This window comes from Fusobacterium ulcerans, assembly GCF_003019675.1.
Taxonomy (GTDB): domain Bacteria; phylum Fusobacteriota; class Fusobacteriia; order Fusobacteriales; family Fusobacteriaceae; genus Fusobacterium_A; species Fusobacterium_A ulcerans.
In genome coordinates, this window is sequence record NZ_CP028105.1 from 1,456,662 (window position 1) to 1,475,988 (window position 19,327).

Annotated in this window: 35 protein-coding genes; 31 read left to right on the top strand and 4 right to left on the bottom strand. The window is 31.8% G+C overall.

Features of this window, described 5'->3' with window-relative positions; all coding sequences use genetic code 11:
- Position 1 precedes the first annotated feature (1 nt).
- The 17 genes from rplP (at position 2) to C4N20_RS06770 (ending at position 8,363) form a co-directional block, all read left to right on the top strand.
- The gene (gene rplP / locus C4N20_RS06690) at positions 2-424 is read left to right on the top strand and encodes a 50S ribosomal protein L16 (RefSeq protein WP_005950314.1); all 423 of its coding nucleotides are present in this window, start codon (positions 2-4) and stop codon (positions 422-424) included.
- Positions 424-606 (top strand): 50S ribosomal protein L29, encoded by a 183-nt coding sequence (rpmC, locus tag C4N20_RS06695; protein ID WP_005885895.1) that lies wholly within the window; start codon positions 424-426, stop codon positions 604-606. The genes rplP and rpmC overlap by 1 nt, the downstream gene beginning before the upstream one ends.
- 50 nt (positions 607-656) lie before the next feature.
- Positions 657-908: a 30S ribosomal protein S17 gene (gene rpsQ / locus C4N20_RS06700; protein ID WP_005982426.1), complete on the top strand. Its 252-nt coding sequence runs from the start codon at positions 657-659 to the stop codon at positions 906-908.
- 30 nt (positions 909-938) lie between these two features.
- The gene (rplN, locus tag C4N20_RS06705; RefSeq protein WP_005950319.1) at positions 939-1,307 is read left to right on the top strand and encodes a 50S ribosomal protein L14; all 369 of its coding nucleotides are present in this window, start codon (positions 939-941) and stop codon (positions 1,305-1,307) included.
- A gap of 21 nt (positions 1,308-1,328) precedes the next feature.
- Positions 1,329-1,670 carry a 50S ribosomal protein L24 gene (gene rplX, locus C4N20_RS06710; protein ID WP_005982427.1) on the top strand — a complete coding sequence of 114 codons (342 nt, stop codon included), beginning with the start codon at positions 1,329-1,331 and terminating at the stop codon, positions 1,668-1,670.
- Between the two features lie 18 nt (positions 1,671-1,688).
- On the top strand, positions 1,689-2,240 hold the full coding sequence (gene rplE, locus C4N20_RS06715; RefSeq protein ID WP_005982428.1) for a 50S ribosomal protein L5: 552 nt from the start codon (positions 1,689-1,691) through the stop codon (positions 2,238-2,240).
- A gap of 22 nt (positions 2,241-2,262) precedes the next feature.
- On the top strand, positions 2,263-2,550 hold the full coding sequence (rpsN, locus tag C4N20_RS06720; protein WP_005950325.1) for a 30S ribosomal protein S14: 288 nt from the start codon (positions 2,263-2,265) through the stop codon (positions 2,548-2,550).
- A gap of 26 nt (positions 2,551-2,576) precedes the next feature.
- On the top strand, positions 2,577-2,972 hold the full coding sequence (rpsH, locus tag C4N20_RS06725) for a 30S ribosomal protein S8 (RefSeq protein WP_005982429.1): 396 nt from the start codon (positions 2,577-2,579) through the stop codon (positions 2,970-2,972).
- Between the two features lie 25 nt (positions 2,973-2,997).
- Positions 2,998-3,555: a 50S ribosomal protein L6 gene (rplF, locus tag C4N20_RS06730; protein WP_005982430.1), complete on the top strand. Its 558-nt coding sequence runs from the start codon at positions 2,998-3,000 to the stop codon at positions 3,553-3,555.
- 29 nt (positions 3,556-3,584) lie between these two features.
- Complete coding sequence (gene rplR, locus C4N20_RS06735) at positions 3,585-3,953, top strand: 50S ribosomal protein L18 (protein WP_005982431.1); 369 nt, start codon at positions 3,585-3,587, stop codon at positions 3,951-3,953.
- Positions 3,954-3,978: 25 nt separating this feature from the next.
- The gene (gene rpsE / locus C4N20_RS06740) at positions 3,979-4,482 is read left to right on the top strand and encodes a 30S ribosomal protein S5 (RefSeq protein ID WP_005982432.1); all 504 of its coding nucleotides are present in this window, start codon (positions 3,979-3,981) and stop codon (positions 4,480-4,482) included.
- 12 nt (positions 4,483-4,494) lie between these two features.
- Positions 4,495-4,680 (top strand): 50S ribosomal protein L30, encoded by a 186-nt coding sequence (gene rpmD / locus C4N20_RS06745; protein WP_005885913.1) that lies wholly within the window; start codon positions 4,495-4,497, stop codon positions 4,678-4,680.
- Position 4,681: 1 nt separating this feature from the next.
- Positions 4,682-5,161: a 50S ribosomal protein L15 gene (gene rplO / locus C4N20_RS06750; protein WP_005982433.1), complete on the top strand. Its 480-nt coding sequence runs from the start codon at positions 4,682-4,684 to the stop codon at positions 5,159-5,161.
- A 36-nt stretch (positions 5,162-5,197) separates the two neighbouring features.
- On the top strand, positions 5,198-6,478 hold the full coding sequence (gene secY / locus C4N20_RS06755) for a preprotein translocase subunit SecY (RefSeq protein ID WP_005982434.1): 1,281 nt from the start codon (positions 5,198-5,200) through the stop codon (positions 6,476-6,478).
- 118 nt (positions 6,479-6,596) lie between these two features.
- Entirely contained in the window at positions 6,597-6,821 is a 225-nt protein-coding gene (locus tag C4N20_RS06760; RefSeq protein WP_005982435.1) for a hypothetical protein, read from the top strand.
- A gap of 218 nt (positions 6,822-7,039) precedes the next feature.
- Positions 7,040-7,288, top strand: a complete 249-nt coding sequence (locus C4N20_RS06765; protein WP_005982436.1) for a hypothetical protein — start codon at positions 7,040-7,042, stop codon at positions 7,286-7,288.
- Positions 7,289-7,361: 73 nt separating this feature from the next.
- A complete protein-coding gene (locus tag C4N20_RS06770; protein WP_005982437.1) occupies positions 7,362-8,363 on the top strand; it encodes a 2-hydroxyacid dehydrogenase in 1,002 nt (333 codons plus the stop codon).
- Between the two features lie 71 nt (positions 8,364-8,434).
- Here C4N20_RS06770 and C4N20_RS16710 read toward each other — a convergent pair whose 3' ends face one another.
- On the bottom strand, positions 8,435-8,659 hold the full coding sequence (locus tag C4N20_RS16710; protein ID WP_315968832.1) for a YcxB family protein: 225 nt from the start codon (positions 8,657-8,659) through the stop codon (positions 8,435-8,437).
- A gap of 18 nt (positions 8,660-8,677) precedes the next feature.
- Entirely contained in the window at positions 8,678-8,941 is a 264-nt protein-coding gene (locus tag C4N20_RS16715) for a hypothetical protein (protein ID WP_231940488.1), read from the bottom strand.
- Between the two features lie 137 nt (positions 8,942-9,078).
- Here C4N20_RS16715 and C4N20_RS06780 point away from each other — a divergent pair, with 137 nt between their 5' ends.
- The 11 genes from C4N20_RS06780 (at position 9,079) to C4N20_RS06830 (ending at position 15,007) form a co-directional block, all read left to right on the top strand.
- On the top strand, positions 9,079-9,558 hold the full coding sequence (locus tag C4N20_RS06780) for a hypothetical protein (protein ID WP_005982438.1): 480 nt from the start codon (positions 9,079-9,081) through the stop codon (positions 9,556-9,558).
- A 143-nt stretch (positions 9,559-9,701) separates the two neighbouring features.
- Entirely contained in the window at positions 9,702-10,343 is a 642-nt protein-coding gene (locus tag C4N20_RS06785) for an adenylate kinase (protein ID WP_005982439.1), read from the top strand.
- 30 nt (positions 10,344-10,373) lie between these two features.
- Positions 10,374-11,138: a type I methionyl aminopeptidase gene (map, locus tag C4N20_RS06790; RefSeq protein WP_005982440.1), complete on the top strand. Its 765-nt coding sequence runs from the start codon at positions 10,374-10,376 to the stop codon at positions 11,136-11,138.
- Between the two features lie 80 nt (positions 11,139-11,218).
- A complete protein-coding gene (gene infA / locus C4N20_RS06795; protein ID WP_005885934.1) occupies positions 11,219-11,440 on the top strand; it encodes a translation initiation factor IF-1 in 222 nt (73 codons plus the stop codon).
- A gap of 24 nt (positions 11,441-11,464) precedes the next feature.
- Positions 11,465-11,578, top strand: coding sequence for a 50S ribosomal protein L36 (gene rpmJ, locus C4N20_RS06800; RefSeq protein WP_005950352.1), 114 nt, complete (start codon positions 11,465-11,467; stop codon positions 11,576-11,578).
- A gap of 172 nt (positions 11,579-11,750) precedes the next feature.
- The gene (gene rpsM, locus C4N20_RS06805; protein WP_005982443.1) at positions 11,751-12,107 is read left to right on the top strand and encodes a 30S ribosomal protein S13; all 357 of its coding nucleotides are present in this window, start codon (positions 11,751-11,753) and stop codon (positions 12,105-12,107) included.
- A gap of 63 nt (positions 12,108-12,170) precedes the next feature.
- A complete protein-coding gene (gene rpsK / locus C4N20_RS06810) occupies positions 12,171-12,560 on the top strand; it encodes a 30S ribosomal protein S11 (RefSeq protein ID WP_005950356.1) in 390 nt (129 codons plus the stop codon).
- Positions 12,561-12,623: 63 nt separating this feature from the next.
- Positions 12,624-13,211, top strand: coding sequence for a 30S ribosomal protein S4 (rpsD, locus tag C4N20_RS06815; protein WP_005982445.1), 588 nt, complete (start codon positions 12,624-12,626; stop codon positions 13,209-13,211).
- A 27-nt stretch (positions 13,212-13,238) separates the two neighbouring features.
- Positions 13,239-14,216, top strand: a complete 978-nt coding sequence (locus tag C4N20_RS06820; RefSeq protein WP_005982447.1) for a DNA-directed RNA polymerase subunit alpha — start codon at positions 13,239-13,241, stop codon at positions 14,214-14,216.
- A 25-nt stretch (positions 14,217-14,241) separates the two neighbouring features.
- Positions 14,242-14,592 carry a 50S ribosomal protein L17 gene (gene rplQ / locus C4N20_RS06825; RefSeq protein ID WP_005950362.1) on the top strand — a complete coding sequence of 117 codons (351 nt, stop codon included), beginning with the start codon at positions 14,242-14,244 and terminating at the stop codon, positions 14,590-14,592.
- A gap of 214 nt (positions 14,593-14,806) precedes the next feature.
- On the top strand, positions 14,807-15,007 hold the full coding sequence (locus C4N20_RS06830; RefSeq protein ID WP_005950364.1) for a cold-shock protein: 201 nt from the start codon (positions 14,807-14,809) through the stop codon (positions 15,005-15,007).
- 88 nt (positions 15,008-15,095) lie between these two features.
- Here the strand turns inward: C4N20_RS06830 and C4N20_RS06835 are convergent, their stop codons facing one another.
- Positions 15,096-15,968: a tetratricopeptide repeat protein gene (locus C4N20_RS06835; protein ID WP_005982450.1), complete on the bottom strand. Its 873-nt coding sequence runs from the start codon at positions 15,966-15,968 to the stop codon at positions 15,096-15,098.
- Complete coding sequence (gene pncA / locus C4N20_RS06840) at positions 15,965-16,594, bottom strand: bifunctional nicotinamidase/pyrazinamidase (protein WP_005982452.1); 630 nt, start codon at positions 16,592-16,594, stop codon at positions 15,965-15,967. Before pncA ends, C4N20_RS06835 begins: the two co-directional genes overlap by 4 nt.
- A gap of 238 nt (positions 16,595-16,832) precedes the next feature.
- On the opposite strand from pncA, the gene rpsB reads away from it, so the two are divergent.
- From rpsB to pyrH, 3 genes are all read left to right on the top strand, one after another.
- A complete protein-coding gene (gene rpsB / locus C4N20_RS06845) occupies positions 16,833-17,576 on the top strand; it encodes a 30S ribosomal protein S2 (protein WP_005982453.1) in 744 nt (247 codons plus the stop codon).
- A gap of 64 nt (positions 17,577-17,640) precedes the next feature.
- Positions 17,641-18,534 (top strand): translation elongation factor Ts, encoded by an 894-nt coding sequence (gene tsf, locus C4N20_RS06850; protein WP_005982454.1) that lies wholly within the window; start codon positions 17,641-17,643, stop codon positions 18,532-18,534.
- 72 nt (positions 18,535-18,606) lie between these two features.
- Positions 18,607-19,326 carry a UMP kinase gene (gene pyrH, locus C4N20_RS06855; protein ID WP_005982455.1) on the top strand — a complete coding sequence of 240 codons (720 nt, stop codon included), beginning with the start codon at positions 18,607-18,609 and terminating at the stop codon, positions 19,324-19,326.
- Position 19,327 lies beyond the last annotated feature (1 nt).

The following is a 19,327-nucleotide window of genomic DNA, read 5'->3' on the forward strand; positions in this document are numbered from 1 at the left end:
CATGTTAATGCCAAAAAGAACAAAACATAGAAAAATGTTTAGAGGTAGAATGAAAGGTACTGCTCAAAGAGGAAATACTGTAGCATTCGGAGATTACGGACTACAAGCTCTTGAGCCACATTGGATTACTAATAGACAAATAGAATCATGCAGGGTTGCTATCAACAGAACTTTCAAAAGAGAAGGAAAAACTTTTATCAGAATATTCCCAGACAAACCAATCACAGCTAGACCAGCTGGAGTGAGAATGGGTAAAGGTAAAGGAAATGTTGAAGGTTGGGTAGCAGTTGTAAAACCTGGAAGAATCATGTTTGAAGTTTCAGGAGTAACTGAAGAAAGAGCATTAGTAGCTTTAAGAAAAGCTGCAATGAAACTTCCAATCAGTTGTAAAATCGTAAAGAAAGAGAATGGTGGTGAAAACTAATGAGAGCTAAGGAAATAAGAGAAATGTCTACTGAAGACTTAGTTGTTAAGTGTAAAGAGCTTAAGGAAGAATTATTCAACCTAAAGTTCCAACTTTCATTAGGTCAACTTACTAACACTGCTAAAATTAGAGAAGTTAGAAGAGAAATTGCTAGAATTAACACAATCTTAAATGAAAGATAATCTCGTTCAGTTTATAGATGTTTGATTCTTAGGAAGAGGAGGTTAATGTCTTGAGAAACGAAAGAAAAGTTAGAGAAGGAATAGTTGTTTCTGACAAGATGGATAAAACAATTGTTATTGCAATAGAAACAATGACTTTGCATCCTATCTATAAAAAGAGAGTAAAAAGTACTACTAAGTTTAAAGCTCACGATGAAAATAATGTAGCTCAAACTGGAGATAAAGTAAGAATTATGGAAACTAGACCATTATCGAGAGATAAAAGATGGAGACTAGTAGAGATTGTCGAGAAAGCTAGATAATTCCAATTATTGTGAGAGGAGGATATTTTAATGGTACAACAACAAACTATCCTTAATGTTGCTGACAACTCTGGAGCTAAGAAACTTATGATTATAAGAGTTCTTGGTGGATCTAAAAAAAGATTCGGAAGAATTGGTGACATCGTTGTCGCATCAGTTAAGGAAGCAATCCCTGGTGGAAACGTTAAAAAAGGTGACGTAGTAAAAGCTGTAATAGTAAGAACAAGAAAAGAATTAAGAAGAGAAGATGGATCATATATAAAATTTGATGATAACGCAGGAGTTATAATCAATACTAACAATGAACCAAAAGCAACAAGAATATTTGGACCAGTTGCAAGAGAGCTAAGAGCTAAAAACTTTATGAAAATAGTATCTCTAGCTCCTGAAGTAATTTAATAAGAGAGGAGGCTAATAGTCGTGGCTAAACCTAAGATCAAATTTGTACCTGAATCATTACATGTAAAGACTGGAGATCTAGTATATGTTATCTCTGGAAAAGACAAAGGTAAGACAGGTAAAGTTGTAAAAGTATTCCCAAATAAAGGGAAGGTAGTAGTTGAAGGAATAAACATGATTACTAAACATATGAAGCCAACTCCAATAAACCCACAAGGTGGAGTTGTAAGTAAGGAAGCTGCTATATTCTCATCAAAAGTTATGCTTTTTGATGAAAAAGCAGGAAAACCTACAAGAGTTGGTCATAAAATAGTAGATGGTAAGAAAGTAAGATACTCTAAAGTATCTGGAGAAGTTCTATAAGAAGGGAGGAAAACGTAAGTGTCTAAATACGTTTCTAGATATCATAAATTGTATAACGATGTTATAATTCCAGCTCTTATGAAAGACTTAGGAATCAATAACATTATGGAATGTCCAAAACTAGAAAAAATAGTTGTAAACATGGGAGTAGGAGAAGCTACTCAAAATGTTAAATTAATAGATGCAGCTATGGGAGATTTAACTATCATCTCTGGACAAAAACCACTAGTAAGAAAAGCTAAAAAATCTGAAGCTGGATTTAAGTTAAGAGAAGGAATGCCAATCGGAGCAAAAGTTACTTTAAGAAAAGAAAGAATGTACGACTTTTTAGATAGATTAGTGAATGTAGTTCTTCCAAGAGTAAGAGACTTCGAAGGAGTTCCAGCTGACGCATTTGATGGAAGAGGAAACTACTCTCTAGGATTAAGAGATCAATTAGTTTTCCCTGAAATTGAATTCGATAAAGTTGATAAACTTTTAGGAATGTCTATCACTATGGTTTCTTCTGCAAAAGATGACGAAGAAGGAAGAGCTTTACTTAAGGCGTTTGGAATGCCTTTCAAAAAGTAATAGTGAGGAGGGTAAGGAATAGATGGCAAAGAAGTCAATGATCGCTAGAGATGCGAAAAGAGCTGAACTATGTGATAAATATGCTGAAAAAAGAGCAGAACTTAAAAAGAGAGTTGCAGAGGGAGACATGGAAGCTATGTTTGAATTAAACAAACTTCCAAAAGACTCTTCAGCAGTTAGAAAAAGAAATAGATGTCAGTTAGACGGAAGACCAAGAGGATTCATGAGAGAATTTGGAATTTCAAGAGTAAAATTCAGACAGCTTGCAGGAGCTGGAGTTATACCAGGAGTTAAAAAATCATCTTGGTAATTTGATAGGAAGGAGGATTTTCGTAGATGTATTTAACAGATCCAATCGCTGATATGTTGACAAGAATCAGAAATGCAAATGCAGTAATGCATGAAAAAGTAGATATACCTCATTCAACTTTAAAAGACAAAATAGCTGAAATTCTTAAAGAAGAAGGTTACATTGCAAACTATAAAGTTGTTACTGATGGGAACAAAAAAAGTATAAGAGTGTACTTAAAATATGATGGTAAAGACAGAATTATCAAAGGAATCAAAAGAATTTCTAAACCAGGTAGAAGAGTATATTCTTCAGTAGAAGATATGCCAAGAGTTTTATCAGGACTAGGAATTGCAATCGTATCCACTTCTAAGGGAATTGTTACTGACAGAGTAGCTAGAAGAGAAAACGTAGGTGGAGAAGTACTTGCATTTGTTTGGTAATTAAAACTTAGGAGGTGTCTAGTAAATGTCAAGAGTAGGTAAAAAACCTATTGTTGTGCCTTCTGGAGTTGAAGTTACAGTTAATGGAAATGAAGTTACTGTAAAAGGTCCTAAAGGTACTTTAAAGAAAGAATTTAACAAAGAATTAGTAATAAAACATACAAAAGAAGAAAAGCATCATGAAAGTTTGAACGAAATCGTTATTGAAAGACCTAATGATTTACCAGAAGTTAGAGCTATACACGGAACAACTAGAGCTCTATTACACAATATGGTATTAGGAGTTTCAGAAGGATTCAAAAAAACTTTAAACCTAGTAGGGGTTGGATACAGAGCTGCTGAAAAAGGAAAAGGATTGGAATTATCTTTAGGATATTCTCATCCTGTTATCATTGATGAGATTCCTGGAATCAAATTCACTGTAGAAAAAAATACTACTATTCATATCGAAGGAATCGAGAAAGAAGTAGTAGGTCAAGTAGCAGCTAATATCAGAGCTAAAAGACCACCTGAACCATACAAAGGAAAAGGTGTTAAATATTCTGATGAAGTTATTAGAAGAAAAGAAGGTAAAAAGTCGTAAGGTAGCTTAACTATAAGGAGGTAAGACAGTTGTTTAAGAAGGTAGATAGACAAGCTGTAAGAACAAGAAAGCATTTATCAATCAGAAATAAAATTTCTGGTACAGCTGATAGACCAAGACTTTCTGTATATAGATCAAACAACAATATCTTTGCTCAATTAATCGACGATGTGAATGGAGTAACATTAGTTTCTGCATCTACAATAGATAAAGAATTAAAAGCAAATATTGCAAATGGTGGAAATGTTGAAGCTGCAAAAACTGTTGGTAAAGCACTTGCAGAAAGAGCAACAGGAAAAGGGATAACAGCTATAGTATTTGATAGATCTGGGTATAAATACACAGGAAGAATAGCCGCTCTTGCAGAAGCAGCTAGAGAAGCAGGATTAAGCTTCTAAATCTTTAGAGAGAGGAGGATTTCACTTGTCTAAGTTAGCAAATAGAGAAGAAAAACAATATCAAGAAAAATTATTGAAAATTTCAAGAGTTTCTAAGACAACTAAAGGAGGAAGAACAATATCTTTCTCAGTTTTAGCAGCAATTGGAGATGGAGAAGGAAAGATCGGATTAGGATTAGGGAAAGCAAATGGTGTACCTGATGCTATAAAGAAAGCTATCGCTTCTGCAAAAAAGAACATGGTAGAGGTTTCTTTAAAAGGAAAAACTATTCCTCATGAAATCACTGGAAAATGGGGTGCAACAGCTTTATGGATGGCACCTGCATATGAAGGAACTGGAGTAATTGCTGGTTCAGCAGCAAGAGAAATATTAGAACTTGTAGGAGTTCATGATATTTTAACAAAAATCAAAGGTTCTAGAAATAAGCACAACGTAGCAAGAGCTACTGTTGAAGCATTGAAAATGTTAAGATCAGCTGAGAAAATAGCTGCTCAAAGAGGAAAAGAAGTTAAAGATATCTTAAGCTAGGAGGGAATTTAGATGGTAAAGCTTAGAATAGAGCTTGTGAAAAGCATAATCGGAAGAAAGCCTAACCACATAGCAACTGTAAAGTCGCTAGGGCTTAAGAAGATGAACGATGTAGTGGAGCATGTAGAAACTCCTGAGTTAAAAGGAAAACTAGCTCAAGTTTCTTACTTACTTAAAGTAGAGGAGGTGCAAGCATAAGATGAAATTAAATGAATTAATGCCTTCTGTACCTAGAAAAGCAAGAAAAAGAGTTGGAAGAGGAGAATCTTCTGGATTAGGTAAAACATCTGGAAAAGGAAGTAACGGACAAAACTCGAGAGCGGGTGGAGGAGTTAAAACTTACTTCGAAGGTGGACAAATGCCTATCTATAGAAGAGTTCCAAAAAGAGGTTTCTCAAATGCTATATTCAAGAAAGAATATGCTTTAATAAGCTTGGATTTATTGAATAAATTTGAAGATGGAGCAGTAGTTACTCCTGAAGTTTTATTCGAAAGTGGATTAGTAAGAGACTTAAAAGATGGAATCAAAGTGCTAGGAAATGGATCACTTGATAAAAAAGTAACTGTTAAAGCTCATAAAGTTTCTGGATCAGCTAAGGTTGCTATTGAAGCAAAAGGTGGATCTGTAGAAATACTAGAAGTTAAAACATTTGCTGATGTTGCTGGAAACAACAAATAGTTTTATTGTTAGTTTGAGAAGCGAGGTGAAGTTGTTTTGACTTTGATGGAAAAATTTTATGCAAAATTGAGTAGCATTAGGAGAATTCCTGAGCTAAGAGATAGAATTATCTTCACCTTGATAATGTTCTTAGTTGCTAGAGTTGGAACATATATTCCAGCTCCTGGCATAGATGTAGATAGACTTGCAACTATGACAGCACAAAGCGATATATTGGGATACATTAATATGTTTTCAGGTGGAGCTTTTAAAAGAGTTTCTATCTTTGCTCTAGGGATTGTTCCTTATATTAACGCTTCAATCGTTTTCAGCCTTTTGGCTGTAATCATTCCTAAAATTGAAGAAATTCAAAAAGATGGAGAAGCAGGAAGAAACAGAATCAATCAATGGACGAGATACTTGACAATAGCTATTGCTGTAGTTCAAGGTTTTGGAGTATGTATGTGGCTTCAGTCTGTAGGACTGGTTACTACACCAGGAACATTATTCTTCTTGACAACAGTAGTTACACTGACTGCTGGTACTGTTTTTCTTATGTGGATAGGAGAACAGATATCAATAAAAGGAATTGGAAATGGGGTTTCATTACTTATCTTCTTGAATGTAATATCTGGAGGACCTTCTAGTGTTGTTCAGACTATACAAACAATGAAGGGAAGTAAATTCCTTATACCAGTACTTATCCTTATAGCAGGTGCAGCGATACTTACAGTAGCAGGGATAGTAATTTTCCAATTAGGACAAAGAAAAATACCTATTCACTATGTAGGAAAAGGATTTAGTGGAAAAGGAGGTATGGGTCAAAACTCATATATACCTTTAAAACTTAACAGTGCAGGAGTAATGCCTGTTATCTTTGCATCAGTAGTTATGATGATACCATCAGTAATTATAAATGCAATACCTTCACAATATACTTTTAAAACTACATTAGCAATGGTATTTAGCCAAAAGCATCCAGTATATATGATAGTATATGCTATAGTAATTATATTTTTCTCATTCTTTTATACTGCTATAGTTTTTGATCCTGAAAAGGTTGCAGATAACTTGAAACAGGGTGGAGGAACAATTCCAGGAATAAGACCTGGGAATGAAACAGTTGAGTATTTAGAAGGTGTTGTAACAAGGATAACTTGGGGTGGTGCTTTCTTCTTAGCGATTATATCTATACTTCCATATACAATTTTTACTACTTTCAATCTTCCAGTATTCTTTGGAGGAACAGGTATAATAATCGTAGTTGGAGTTGCTATAGATACTGTTCAGCAAATCAATGCTCATCTTGTTATGAGAGAATACAAAGGGTTTATATAAAGCTTTATATAAATAAAGACACAACTTTAAAGGTTGTGCCTTTTTTTATTTTTTGAATATTTGACATAAAAGGAAATTTAAAATATAATAAAAAAAAGATATGTGAGTGGGGTTAGAAATGGTAAAATTTACAAATAAAGATAAAGAATTTATAAACGAGAATTTTGATGAGGCTTATGATATAATTAATATGTATGATGTAGAAGAAGTTCTGATAACTATTGCCAAATTTATAGCAGCTTATTGTTATGATGATGAATATGAACTGACAGAACTAGGAGAGATAGCTCAGGAAGTTTATACAAGAATATATGAAAATAATAGAGAAATATTAGAAAAATAACTTTTGAGATAGAGAGTAACTGTATAAGTTGTTCTCTCTTTTTTATTGATAGTTATATTACAGGGTGGAATATTTATTTTGAAAAGGAAGGAAGATATATAACAACTTGGAAGTATCTTTATATCATTCCTTTTGATATTAGAAATGACTACTTCGATTTAATTAATGTAAGATTTGAAAATGATAATATTGAAGTTTTAGGCAAGGAAAGAACTTTTGTGAAAGAAGAAAAGATACAATGTAATCCTAAAAAAGATATAGCAAGTATAATAATAGGAGATCCTAAAGGAAGAAGAAAATTTATAATTGAAAAAATAGCTGGAGGTTGTGGAAAAAAAGATGACAGCAACCCTTTTGCTCTAGAGCAGGAGAGAGAATTTAATGAGTTTATAAAACTTTATATCTTAATTTTAAATATTGGAATATTTGGGAGAAGACTCTTTTTCTATAATATAAAAAAGGAATAGGAAATTATTTACGAAAAATTCTATAAAAGAAAATGTAACTATGACACAAATAATATAGAAAATGGAGGTAGATATGAAAATCTTATTTTATGATACAAAATCTTATGATAAAGAGTTCTTTAATAGATATAATAAAGATTATGGATTTGATATAAAATATCTGGCAGGGAAACTTACAGAGGAAAGTGCTGATTTGGCAAAAGGATATGATGTTGTATCGATTTTTGTAAATGATACGGTTGATAAGAAAGTAGTAGATATTCTTGTAGAATGTGGAGTAAAACTGATAGCTATGAGATGTGCAGGATACAATAATGTATCTTTGAAGGATATAGATGGAAGAATAAAAATAGTGAGAGTTCCAGCTTATTCTCCATATTCCATTGCTGAATATACTATGGGAATGATAATGACATTAAACAGAAAAATACATAAAGCGTATATTCGTACTAGAGAGGGGAATTTTTCTATAACAGGGCTTATGGGATATGATCTGCATGAAAAGACAGCAGGAATAATAGGAGCTGGAAAAATTGCACAGATATTAATTAAGATATTGAAGGGATTTGGAATGAGAGTTATAGCATATGATCCATATCCAGATTATGAAAAGGCAAAAGAATTAGGATTTGAATTTACTGATTTAGATACTCTATATGAAGAATCAGATATAATATCATTAAATTGTCCTCTAACTAAGGAAACTAGATATATGATTAACAGAAACTCTATGAATAAGATGAAAGATGGAGTTATGATAGTAAATACTGGAAGGGGAATGCTAATTGATACAGTGGATTTGATAGAAGCTTTAAAAGATAAAAAGATAGGAGCAGCAGCATTAGATGTGTATGAAGAAGAGGCAGATTACTTCTTTGAAGATCATTCAAATATGGTGATAGAAGATGATATTCTTGGAAGACTTCTTTCATTTAATAATGTACTTGTAACATCACACCAAGCATTCTTTACAAAAGAAGCTGTAGAAGAGATAACTAGAGTAACTATGGAAAATATAAAAAGATTTCAAGATGGAAAACCTTTAGAAAATGAAGTAAATTATATAGGAAAATAAAATAAAGCTCTATGAAGCTTCAGAATTATTTCAATAAAATAAATTCTGAAGCTTTTTTGTATAAAACAGTTTTATTTAAATTTTTTGTATATTTTTTTGTCATTATATTTCATAAATAATTCTCTGAATTCTGTTATTTCATTTATATCATTAAAGGCTCTCTTAGGAATCAAAGTATACATCTCTTTTGAATGAATTATATAGAAAAAATTTTCATTTTCCCATAATGCTTCATAAAAATTCCATTCTAATTCAGAGCTTATATCATCAGTTTTGAATAGTATTTTATTATCAATAAATTCAAGATGATACTGCTACTTAAATTTATCTATTCTATCATAAAACATTCCAGGTTGGAAAATATATAGTATTATAAGAATAGCAGAAATTATAAATAAAAGTATTGTAAGAACAATTGTTAGTGTAGAAAAGCCATTATTCATAAAAAAGTATAAAGTTAAAAGTATTAAAAATACAATTAATGCCAAGTCTAATTTTTTTATTGTCTTATTCAAAAAAAGATAGTTTCTTCGAGATTTCACATATTCATCTCTAGTATATTTGAAGTTAAGTATCATAAATCTCCCCTTTTATATAATATAATTATATGCTATCATATTATGAAAAATATGTATATGAATAATAATAAAAAATAAGATTGGTTGAATTTACAAGAGAACTGCTATATAATTAAAAAAAAGTAAAAGGGGAGATTATGGAAAATAAGAAAGAAATAAGAAGCTGTATAAATAGATTTGGATTTTTCTGGACAATGTGTTTGGGGACATGTCCATTTATACTTTTAATTTTTGGAATAAAAAGCAGAATCTGGGAAGCAGGAATTTCCATAGTGACTAAAGTTTTATTTGTAGTACTGGTAATATGGTGGATGGTCCCATTAATAAAATATTTAGAAAAATATCAGCAAATAACAATAGATGAGGAAAGTATAGAATCTGATAGAGTATTTAAAAGAAAGAAAACTACTATAAGAAAAGATAGAATATCTTCTGTAACTATTGGAAGTCTCACTATGGGAAAGAAAGTTTATAATGTATTTACAATAAAAAGCAAGGATGGTGAAGAAATAGTACTGTCTGGATTTGAAATTAAAAACATTGGAGAATTAGCAAGAGCTATTGGTAAAAAACTGCCATTATCAAAAATAGAAAAAGCTGAAAGAGATATAATGTAAAAATAGTGAACAGACAAAAATAGAATATTTTTAATATACCATACAAAGAAAATGAAGTATCTGTTTTATAAAATAGTGCATTTTTTGCTTAATTATTGTATAATAGTAAGGTAATGAAAAAATATTTTAAGGAGATGTTGTATATGAATATTATGTTATTTGGAGCACCAGGTGCAGGAAAAGGAACACAGGCTAAGTTCCTTATTGAAAAATATGGAATCCCTCAAATTTCTACTGGAGATATCTTGAGAGCGGCTATAAAAGAAGGAACTGCTATGGGACTTGAAGCAAAAAAATTCATGGATGATGGGAAACTAGTTCCAGATTCTACAATCATTGGTATTATTAAAGACAGATTATCAGAAGATGACTGTAAAAAAGGATTTATACTTGATGGATTCCCAAGAACTCTAGCTCAAGCTGAAGCTTTGGAAGTTTTAATGAAAGAAATGAATATAAAATTAGATAAAGTTATTTCTTTAAATGTACCAGATGAGCTTATACTTGGAAGAATTGTTGGAAGAAAAGTATGTCCAGTATGTGGAGCTTCATTCCATGTTGAATTCAATCCGCCAAAAGTAGAAGGAAAATGTGATCTTTGCGGTGCAGATTTAATTACAAGAAAAGATGATAATGCAGAAACTGTAACAAAAAGATTGACTGAATATCACTCTCAAACAGCTCCATTATTTGACTTCTATCAATCAAGAGGAGTGCTTGTTGATATAGATGGAACTAAAAAAATGGAAGATATAACAAAAGAGATATTTGATATTCTAGGATAGTGTTTATTTTATTTTAGAAAGGAAGTTGAGATGTCACTTATAAAAAGTTTAGATGATATAGAGCAGATAAAAAAATCTAATCAGATCATAGCAAGACTGTATAGAGATGTTCTGCCAAAATATATCAAAGCAGGTATATCTACTAGAGAAATAAATGAAATAGTAGAAGATTACATAAGATCGCAAGGAGCCAGACCTGCATGTATTGGAGTAGAAGGGTTATATACTCCATTTCCAGCAGGGACTTGTATCTCTGTCAATGAAGAGGTTGTTCATGGAATACCGGGAGATAGAATTCTTCAAGAAGGAGATATAGTAAGCATAGACACAGTTACCGAACTAAATGGATTTTATGGAGATTCAGCAATAACATTTCCAGTAGGAGAAATAGATGAAGAGTCTAAAAAACTTTTGGAAATTACAGAAAAATCAAGAGAAATTGGGATCGAAATGGCTGTAGCTGGTAATAGAATAGGAGATATCGGACATGCTGTTCAGAGTTATGTGGAGAAAAATGGATTCACAGTGGTGAAGGATTTTGCTGGACATGGAGTAGGACATGCTATGCACGAAGATCCAATAGTGGCTAACTTTGGAAGAAAAGGTAGAGGAATCAAAATTGAGAATGGAATGGTTCTTGCAATAGAGCCAATGGTTAATGTGGGTACATACAAAATCAATGTAAAAGAGGATGGATGGACAATAGTAACTAAAGATGGAAAAAGGTCTGCGCATTTCGAACACTCAGTAGCAATCGTTGATGGAAAACCGATTATATTAAGCGAGCTGGATTAAGAAAAAAAGCTAAGAAAATACTAGACTTTTTATATTTTTAGTGATATAATAATTTGAAGTTCTGTTCGATAGGAGGAATTATGTCGAAAAAAGATGTTATCGAATTAGAAGGTACTATTTTAGAGGCCCTTCCAAATGCAATGTTTAAAGTTGAATTAGAAAATGGGCATACTATTTTAGGCCACATTTCTGGTAAGATGAGAATGAACTATATCAAAATTTTACCTGGAGATGGAGTAACTGTACAAATCTCTCCTTATGACTTGTCTAGGGGTAGAATCGTATACAGGAAAAAAAATTAATTAATCACGAAAGGAGGCAGATTAATGAAAGTAAGAGTATCAGTTAAACCTATTTGTGACAAGTGCAAAGTTATCAAAAGACATGGAAAAGTAAGAGTGATTTGTGACAATCCTAAACACAAACAAGTTCAAGGGTAATTTTGTAAAAAGAAGAGTTTGTTTAAAAAAAGTACTGATAATGGAGTGCTGTAAAGATATGGTGAGCTGTAGAGCCATCCCCAAAATAGGAATTGGGACATATCGAGGAAAGTATTTAGTTGGTTAATATACCAGCAAAATATATAAATTTTCGAAAGAGGAGGAAATAATTTTGGCTAGAATAGCAGGAGTAGATATCCCAAGAAATAAGAGAGTTGAGATAGCTCTAACTTACATTTATGGAATTGGAAAACCAACTTCACAAAGAGTATTGACTGAAGCTGGAGTTAACTTTGACACAAGAGTTAAAGATTTAACTGAAGAAGAAGTAAATAAGATCAGAGCCATTGTAGAAACTGTTAAGGTAGAGGGAGATCTTAGAAAAGACGTAAGACTTTCTATTAAAAGACTTATGGATATCAAATGTTACAGAGGATTAAGACACAAAATGAATCTACCTGTAAGAGGACAAAGTTCAAAAACTAATGCAAGAACTGTTAAAGGTCCTAAAAAACCAATCAAAAGATAATTAGAGCATTTTAGAAAATTATAGATTAAGTTTATAATTTATTAGCAAGGGAGGTAGCTTAAGTTGGCTAAAAAGAAAGTAGCTAAGATTAAAAAGAAATTGAAAAATATTCCTAACGGAGTTGCCCATATACATTCAACTTTTAACAACACAATAGTTGCTATTACTGACGCAGAAGGTAAAGTTGTAAGTTGGAGATCAGGAGGAACTTCTGGTTTCAAAGGTACTAAGAAAGGAACTCCATTTGCAGCTCAAATTGCAGCTGAACAAGCAGCAAATATAGCTATGGAAAATGGAATGAAAAAAGTAGAAGTTAAAGTGAAAGGTCCAGGTTCTGGAAGAGAAGCTTGTATCAGATCTTTACAAGCAGCTGGTTTAGAAGTAACAAAAATTACTGATGTTACTCCAGTTCCACACAATGGTTGTAGACCACCAAAAAGAAGAAGAGTGTAGTCTCACTTTATTTTGAAAAAAAGTATTGTGGCAAATTGAATACAAAGGAGGAATATTTAAAAAATGGCAAGAAATAGACAGCCTGTATTGAAGAAATGTAGAGCTCTAGGAATTGATCCAGTAGTTTTAGGAGTTAATAAATCTTCTAAAAGAGGGCCAAGACCAAACGCTAACAAAAAACCTACAGAGTACGCAATTCAATTAAGAGAAAAACAAAAAGCTAAATTTATATATAACGTAATGGAAAAACAATTTAGAAAAATATACGAGGAAGCAGCTAGAAAACTTGGAGTTACTGGTTTGACTTTAATCGAATATTTAGAGAGAAGACTTGAAAATGTAGTTTACAGACTTGGTTTTGCTAAAACTAGAAGACAAGCTAGACAAGTTGTGTCTCATGGACATGTAGCTGTAAACGGAAGAAGAGTTAACATTGCTTCTTACAGAGTAAAAGTAGGAGATGTTGTATCTGTTATAGAAAATTCTAAAAACTTAGACATCATCAAAACTGCTGTTGAAGATTCAAGAGTTCCAGCTTGGCTAGAACTTGATAAAGCAGCATTCTCTGGTAAAGTTATTCAAAATCCAACTAAAGATGATTTAGATTTCGATCTAAACGAATCATTAATAGTTGAATTCTACTCTAGATAATAAGCCCTTTTAATAGGAGTTGATTTAATGTTAAAAATTGAAAAACATGCAAGGGGTATTAATATTACCGAAGTAAAAGAGAGTGAATTTAAAGGACAATATATTGTTGAACCTTTATATAGAGGCTATGGGCATACTGTTGGTAATGCTTTGAGAAGAGTTTTACTTTCTTCTATCCCAGGAGCTGCTATTAAAGGAGTAAGAATTGATGGTGTTTTAAGCGAATTTTCTGTTATGGATGGAATAAAAGAAGCTGTAACTGAAATAATCCTTAATATCAAGGAAATCGTTGTTAAAGCCGAGAGTACTGGAGAGAGAAAAATGACTCTTTCTGTTAAAGGACCAAAAATAGTAACAGCCGCTGATATAATACCTGATGTAGGAATAGAAATAGTAAATCCTGAGCAAGTTATTTGTACAATAACTACAGATAGAGAACTTGACATGGAATTTTTAGTTGATACTGGAGAAGGATTTGTAGTATCAGAAGAAATAGAAAGAAAAGATTGGGCTGTAGATTATATAGCAGTTGATGCTATATATACTCCAATTAGAAAAGTTTCTTACAGTGTACAAGATACAATGGTAGGAAGAATGACTGATTTTGATAAACTTACTTTAGACATTGAAACTGATGGAAGTATTGAAATCAGAGATGCACTATCTTATGCAGTAGAATTATTAAAATTACATTTTGATCCATTCTTAGAATTAGGAAACAAAATGGAAAATCTAAGAGTAGAAGCTGAAGAGGAAGAAGAAAATCCTGTAAGCCATGCAAAAGATGACAATATTCTTAATACAAAGATAGAAGAACTTGATTTAACAGTTAGATCTTTCAACTGTTTAAAGAAAGCTGGAATAGAGGAAGTTAGTCAGTTGGCTAAATTGTCACTTAACGAACTTCTAAAAATTAAAAATCTGGGAAGAAAATCTTTAGATGAGATCCTAGAAAAAATGAAAGAATTAGGATATGATCTATCTCAGAATGGATCTCCTGAGTAATTAAGATAAGGAGGATAGCTAACTAATGAATCACAATAAGTCATATAGAAAGTTAGGAAGAAGAGCTGACCACAGAAAAGCTATGCTAAAAAACTTAACTATATCTTTACTAAGTGCTGAAAAGATAGAAACTACTGTTACTAGAGCGAAAGAATTAAGAAAATTTGCTGAAAGAATGATAACTTTTGGTAAGAAAAATACTTTAGCTTCTAGAAGAAACGCTTTTGCTTTCCTAAGAAATGAAGAAGTTGTTGCTAAAATATTCAATGAACTAGCTCCAAAATATGCTGAGAGAAATGGTGGATACACTAGAATTATCAAAACATCTGTTAGAAAAGGTGACTCAGCTGAAATGGCTATAATTGAATTAGTTTAATAAGCAATTTATTAGATTAATAGAAATAAGAGGAACTATTTAAGGTTCCTCTTTTTTGCTTATGAATAAAAAGTGCTTGATAATATTGGATGTGTAGGGTATAATCTAATTAATTGTTCATGGTTACTGATTGTTTAAAAATTGTAGAGCCTTCTCTATGGTTTTCTATCTTCAACGCTGAACGAGAATTTTTTGATTTTTTGGAGGTTATAAAATGCTAAAAGGTACAGTTAAATGGTTTAACAAAGAAAAAGGATTTGGATTTTTGACAAGTGAAGATGGAGCAGATTACTTTGTACACTTCACAGGAATCGTTGGAGAAGGGTTCAGAACTTTAGAAGAAGGTCAAGAAGTAACTTTTGAAGTATCAGAAGGGAAAAAAGGACCTATGGCAGTAGAGGTTTCTGCTAAATAGGTTATATCAATATTGATCTGAAAAAAGAGGTCTTTTTAAAAGGCCTCTTTTTCTTGGTTAAATAATATGCATATAGATAATAATAAGATTAGAATATATCATTATATTCTGCTAGAATATCTCTTGCTGTAATAGCTATATGGAGTTTATTTCCATTTTCAGCTGTATAAGTAAGAGATTTTTTCATATTTTCCATATCTCCAAGTTCTTCATACCATACTGCCTGATAATATTTGCAATATGATTTTATATATTTATTATCAGTTCTATTAAATTTTTTTTCATATAGTTCAATAGCTTCTTGATATTTTTTATCTTTTAATTCCAAAAGGGTAATAAGTTCTTCCAGCATAATATTTATTTCTTCTATATTTTTTGTTGGAAAATATTCTGGCTGTTTTTTCTCTGAAATGTATACTACTATATTTTTTCCATCTTTAGTAACTGGAGACTTTTTAAGAAGTTCAACATAATCTTTTAATTTATTGATAAAAACTTCTGCTGTATTCCAATGCTCTTCGCTTATATAAAATGAAGCCATGTTATATAAATAGACAATCTTTAGATAATGATTTTTCTCTATCTCATCTTCAGATATTTCTCTTGCTGTTTCTACTGCTTTATTAACATTTCCTTGAGCAAAATATCCAACAGCCATATTAAGAACCACAAAAGAATATTCATTAGTACTTTTTAAAAAAGGCTTTAGCAAAAGAGCCGCAGATTTTTCTAAAAAGAGTTGAGGATCACACTGTTCATTGAGTATAGGGAGCATATTTTTTATAATATTAGCTGTATATATTGGGCGCCATAATTTTATTAAAAGTAAAAATGAAGCAAGTATTACTATTATATATAAGATAGTTTCAAGAGATATTTTAAAAATACTGTGGGCAATAATTACTGATAAAACTCCGAATAGACTAGGGAAAATTTTAAAAATAATTTTGTCTTTTCTCATACAGTTTTACTGCTAATTATAACAGCACCTCTATCTTTCATCTCGTTTACAGCTTTTTCAGAATCATCAGGAAATATGTTTACTCCTCTGCATCCATCTTCTATTAAATATACTTTATATCCTAGTTCAAGAGCATCTAGTACAGTAAATTTTACACAATAATCAGTAGCAAGTCCCATTATATATAGAGTATCTATATTGTTTTTTTTCAATAACTCATCAAGAGATGTTTTATATTTTTTACCATTATCGAAAAAAGCACTGTATGAATCAACTTCAGGATTTTCTCCTTTATATATTATACTTTCTATTGGGCGAAGCTCTACATGGAATTTAGAGCCATTTTTATTTTGAACACAATGAACAGGCCACCATACTTGAGGAAGTCCATTCAATTTACCAATTTCACCTATTTTTCCATTTGAGTTTACAGCAAAACTTTTGTGAGAAGCAGGATGCCAGTCTTTTGTTCCTATGATCATGTCTCCTTTTTCTTTAAAAACATCTATCAGTTTATTTGCAACAGGAACTACCATATCCCCATTTTTTACTTCTAAGGCTCCATTTTTACAAAAATCTTTTTGTATATCTACTAAAATTAAAGCTTTCATTGTCTCACCCCACATGATATCCTTTTACATATTATATTATAAAGAAGAAGATAAATAAACATAAAAATATTTTAATAGAAAAAAGGTTATTTCACCTCTTAATCTCCTTGAAAATATTGACATTTATTAAAAAGTGTGATAAAATAAACCGTTGTTTAAATACACACACTAGTTATTTCTAGGCAGGGTGTCTTTCGAGATGGCTTAGTTTTAAGACTAGTGGAAGAAAAAAACCAAAATTTAGGAGGAAAAAATGGCAGTAATAACAATGAAACAATTATTAGAAGCTGGAGTTCACTTCGGACACCAAGCAAAAAGATGGAATCCAAAAATGGCTAAATACATCTTCACTGAAAGAAATGGGATCCATGTAATCGATTTACACAAATCTTTAAAGAAAATTGAGGAAGCTTATGCAGTTATCAGAGAAATCGCTGAAAACGGTGGAAAAGTTCTATTTGTAGGAACTAAAAAACAAGCTCAAGAAGCTGTAAAAGAACAAGCTGAAAGATCTGGAATGTACTATGTAAACAACAGATGGCTTGGTGGAATGTTAACTAACTTCGCTACTATCAAAACAAGAATCGAAAGATTAAAAGAATTAGAAAAAATGGAAGCAGATGGAACTTTAGATACTGCTTACACTAAAAAAGAAGCAGCTAATTTCAGAAAAGAATTAGTAAAACTTTCTAAAAACCTTTCTGGAATCAAAGATATGAAAGATGTTCCACAAGCTATATTCATCGTGGACTGTAAAAAAGAAACTTTAGCAATCGTTGAAGCAGCTAACTTAGGAATTCCTGTATTCGCTATGATCGATACAAACGTAGATCCTGATTTAGTAACTTATCCAATCCCAGCTAACGATGACGCTATAAGATCAGTAAAACTTATCTCTTCAGTTATTGCTAACGCAATTATCGAAGGAAATCAAGGTAAAGAAGTTAAAGAAGTAGCTTCTGAAGAAATCAATGTAGAAGAAGGATCAGCTGAGTAATTATAATCAACTGAGATACAATTATAGAAGATTTAATAAAAACTATTTTTATTAGGAGGAAGACATGGCAGAAATAACAGCTAGCTTAGTTAAAGAACTAAGAGAGAGAACTGGTGCTGGAATGATGGATTGTAAGAAAGCACTAATGGAAATGAATGGGGATATGGATAAAGCCATAGACTATTTAAGAGAAAAAGGAATTGCGAAAGCAGTTAAAAAAGCAGGAAGAATTGCAGCAGAAGGATTAGTATTTGATGGTGTATCAGCTGACCACAAAATGGCAGTATTAATTGAATTCAACTCTGAAACTGACTTCGTTGCTAAAAACGTTGAATTTAAAGAATTTGGTAAAAGATTAACTCAAATAGCTATAGATAATAGAGCAACTACTGTAGATGCTTTAAATGCAGCTGAATTTGCACCAGGAAAAACTGTTGCTGTAGCAGTAACTGATTTAATTGCTAAAATCGGAGAAAACATGAACATCAGAAGAATTCACGAAACTATCGCTAAAGATGGATTCGTTGCAACATACAGCCACCTAGGAGGAAAACTAGGAGTTATTGTTGAAATGACTGGTGAGCCTACTGAAGAAAACCTAACTAAAGCTAAGGATATAGCTATGCATGCAGCAGCTATGGACCCTAAATATTTAGATTCATCTGAAGTTACAACTACAGATTTAGAGCATGAAAAAGAAATTGCTAGAAAACAATTAGAAGCTGAAGGAAAACCAGCTCAAATCATAGAAAAAATATTAGTTGGAAAAATGAATAAATTCTATGAAGAAAACTGTTTAGTAGATCAAATCTATGTAAGAGCAGAAAATAAAGAAACTGTTGCTAAATTTGCAGCACCTCTTAAAGTTGTATCTTTTGCTAGATATAAAGTTGGAGATGGAATCGAGAAAAAAGAAGAAGATTTCGCAGCAGAAGTTGCAGCTCAAATCAAAGGATAATATCAACAAAAGCATAAGGGGATGCATCAGCATCCCCATTTTTTTAAAAAAATATAAATTGTAGGAGGAGAGATGGAGAAGCCTTTTTATAAGAGAGTTTTGTTAAAACTTAGTGGAGAAGCTCTAATGGGAGATCAAGAATTTGGAATATCTTCAGATGTAATAAATTCATATGCAAAACAAATAAAAGAAATTGTTGATCTTGGGGTAGAAGTTTCAATAGTTATTGGTGGAGGAAACATATTCAGAGGAATATCAGGGGCTACTCAGGGAGTAGACAGGGTTACTGGGGATCATATGGGTATGCTTGCTACAGTTATAAACTCACTCGCTTTACAAAATGCAATAGAGAAGCTTGGAGTACCTACAAGAGTACAAACAGCCATAGAGATGCCTAAAATCGCTGAACCTTTCATCAAAAGAAAAGCTCAAAGACACCTGGAAAAAGGAAGAGTTGTAATATTTGGAGCAGGAACAGGAAATCCTTATTTTACAACTGATACAGCAGCAGCTTTGAGAGCTATAGAGATGAATACTGAAGCAGTTTTGAAAGCTACAAAAGTTGATGGTATTTATGATAAAGATCCTGTAAAATATGCAGATGCAGTTAAATATGACGTTGTAACTTATACAGAAGTTTTAAACAAAGACTTAAAGGTAATGGATGCTACAGCTATTTCTCTTTGCAGAGAAAATAAATTACCAATTGTTGTTTTTAATTCTCTTGAAGAAGGGAATATAAAGAAAGTTATAATGGGAGAAAAAATAGGAACAGTCGTAGTGACTGATTAAA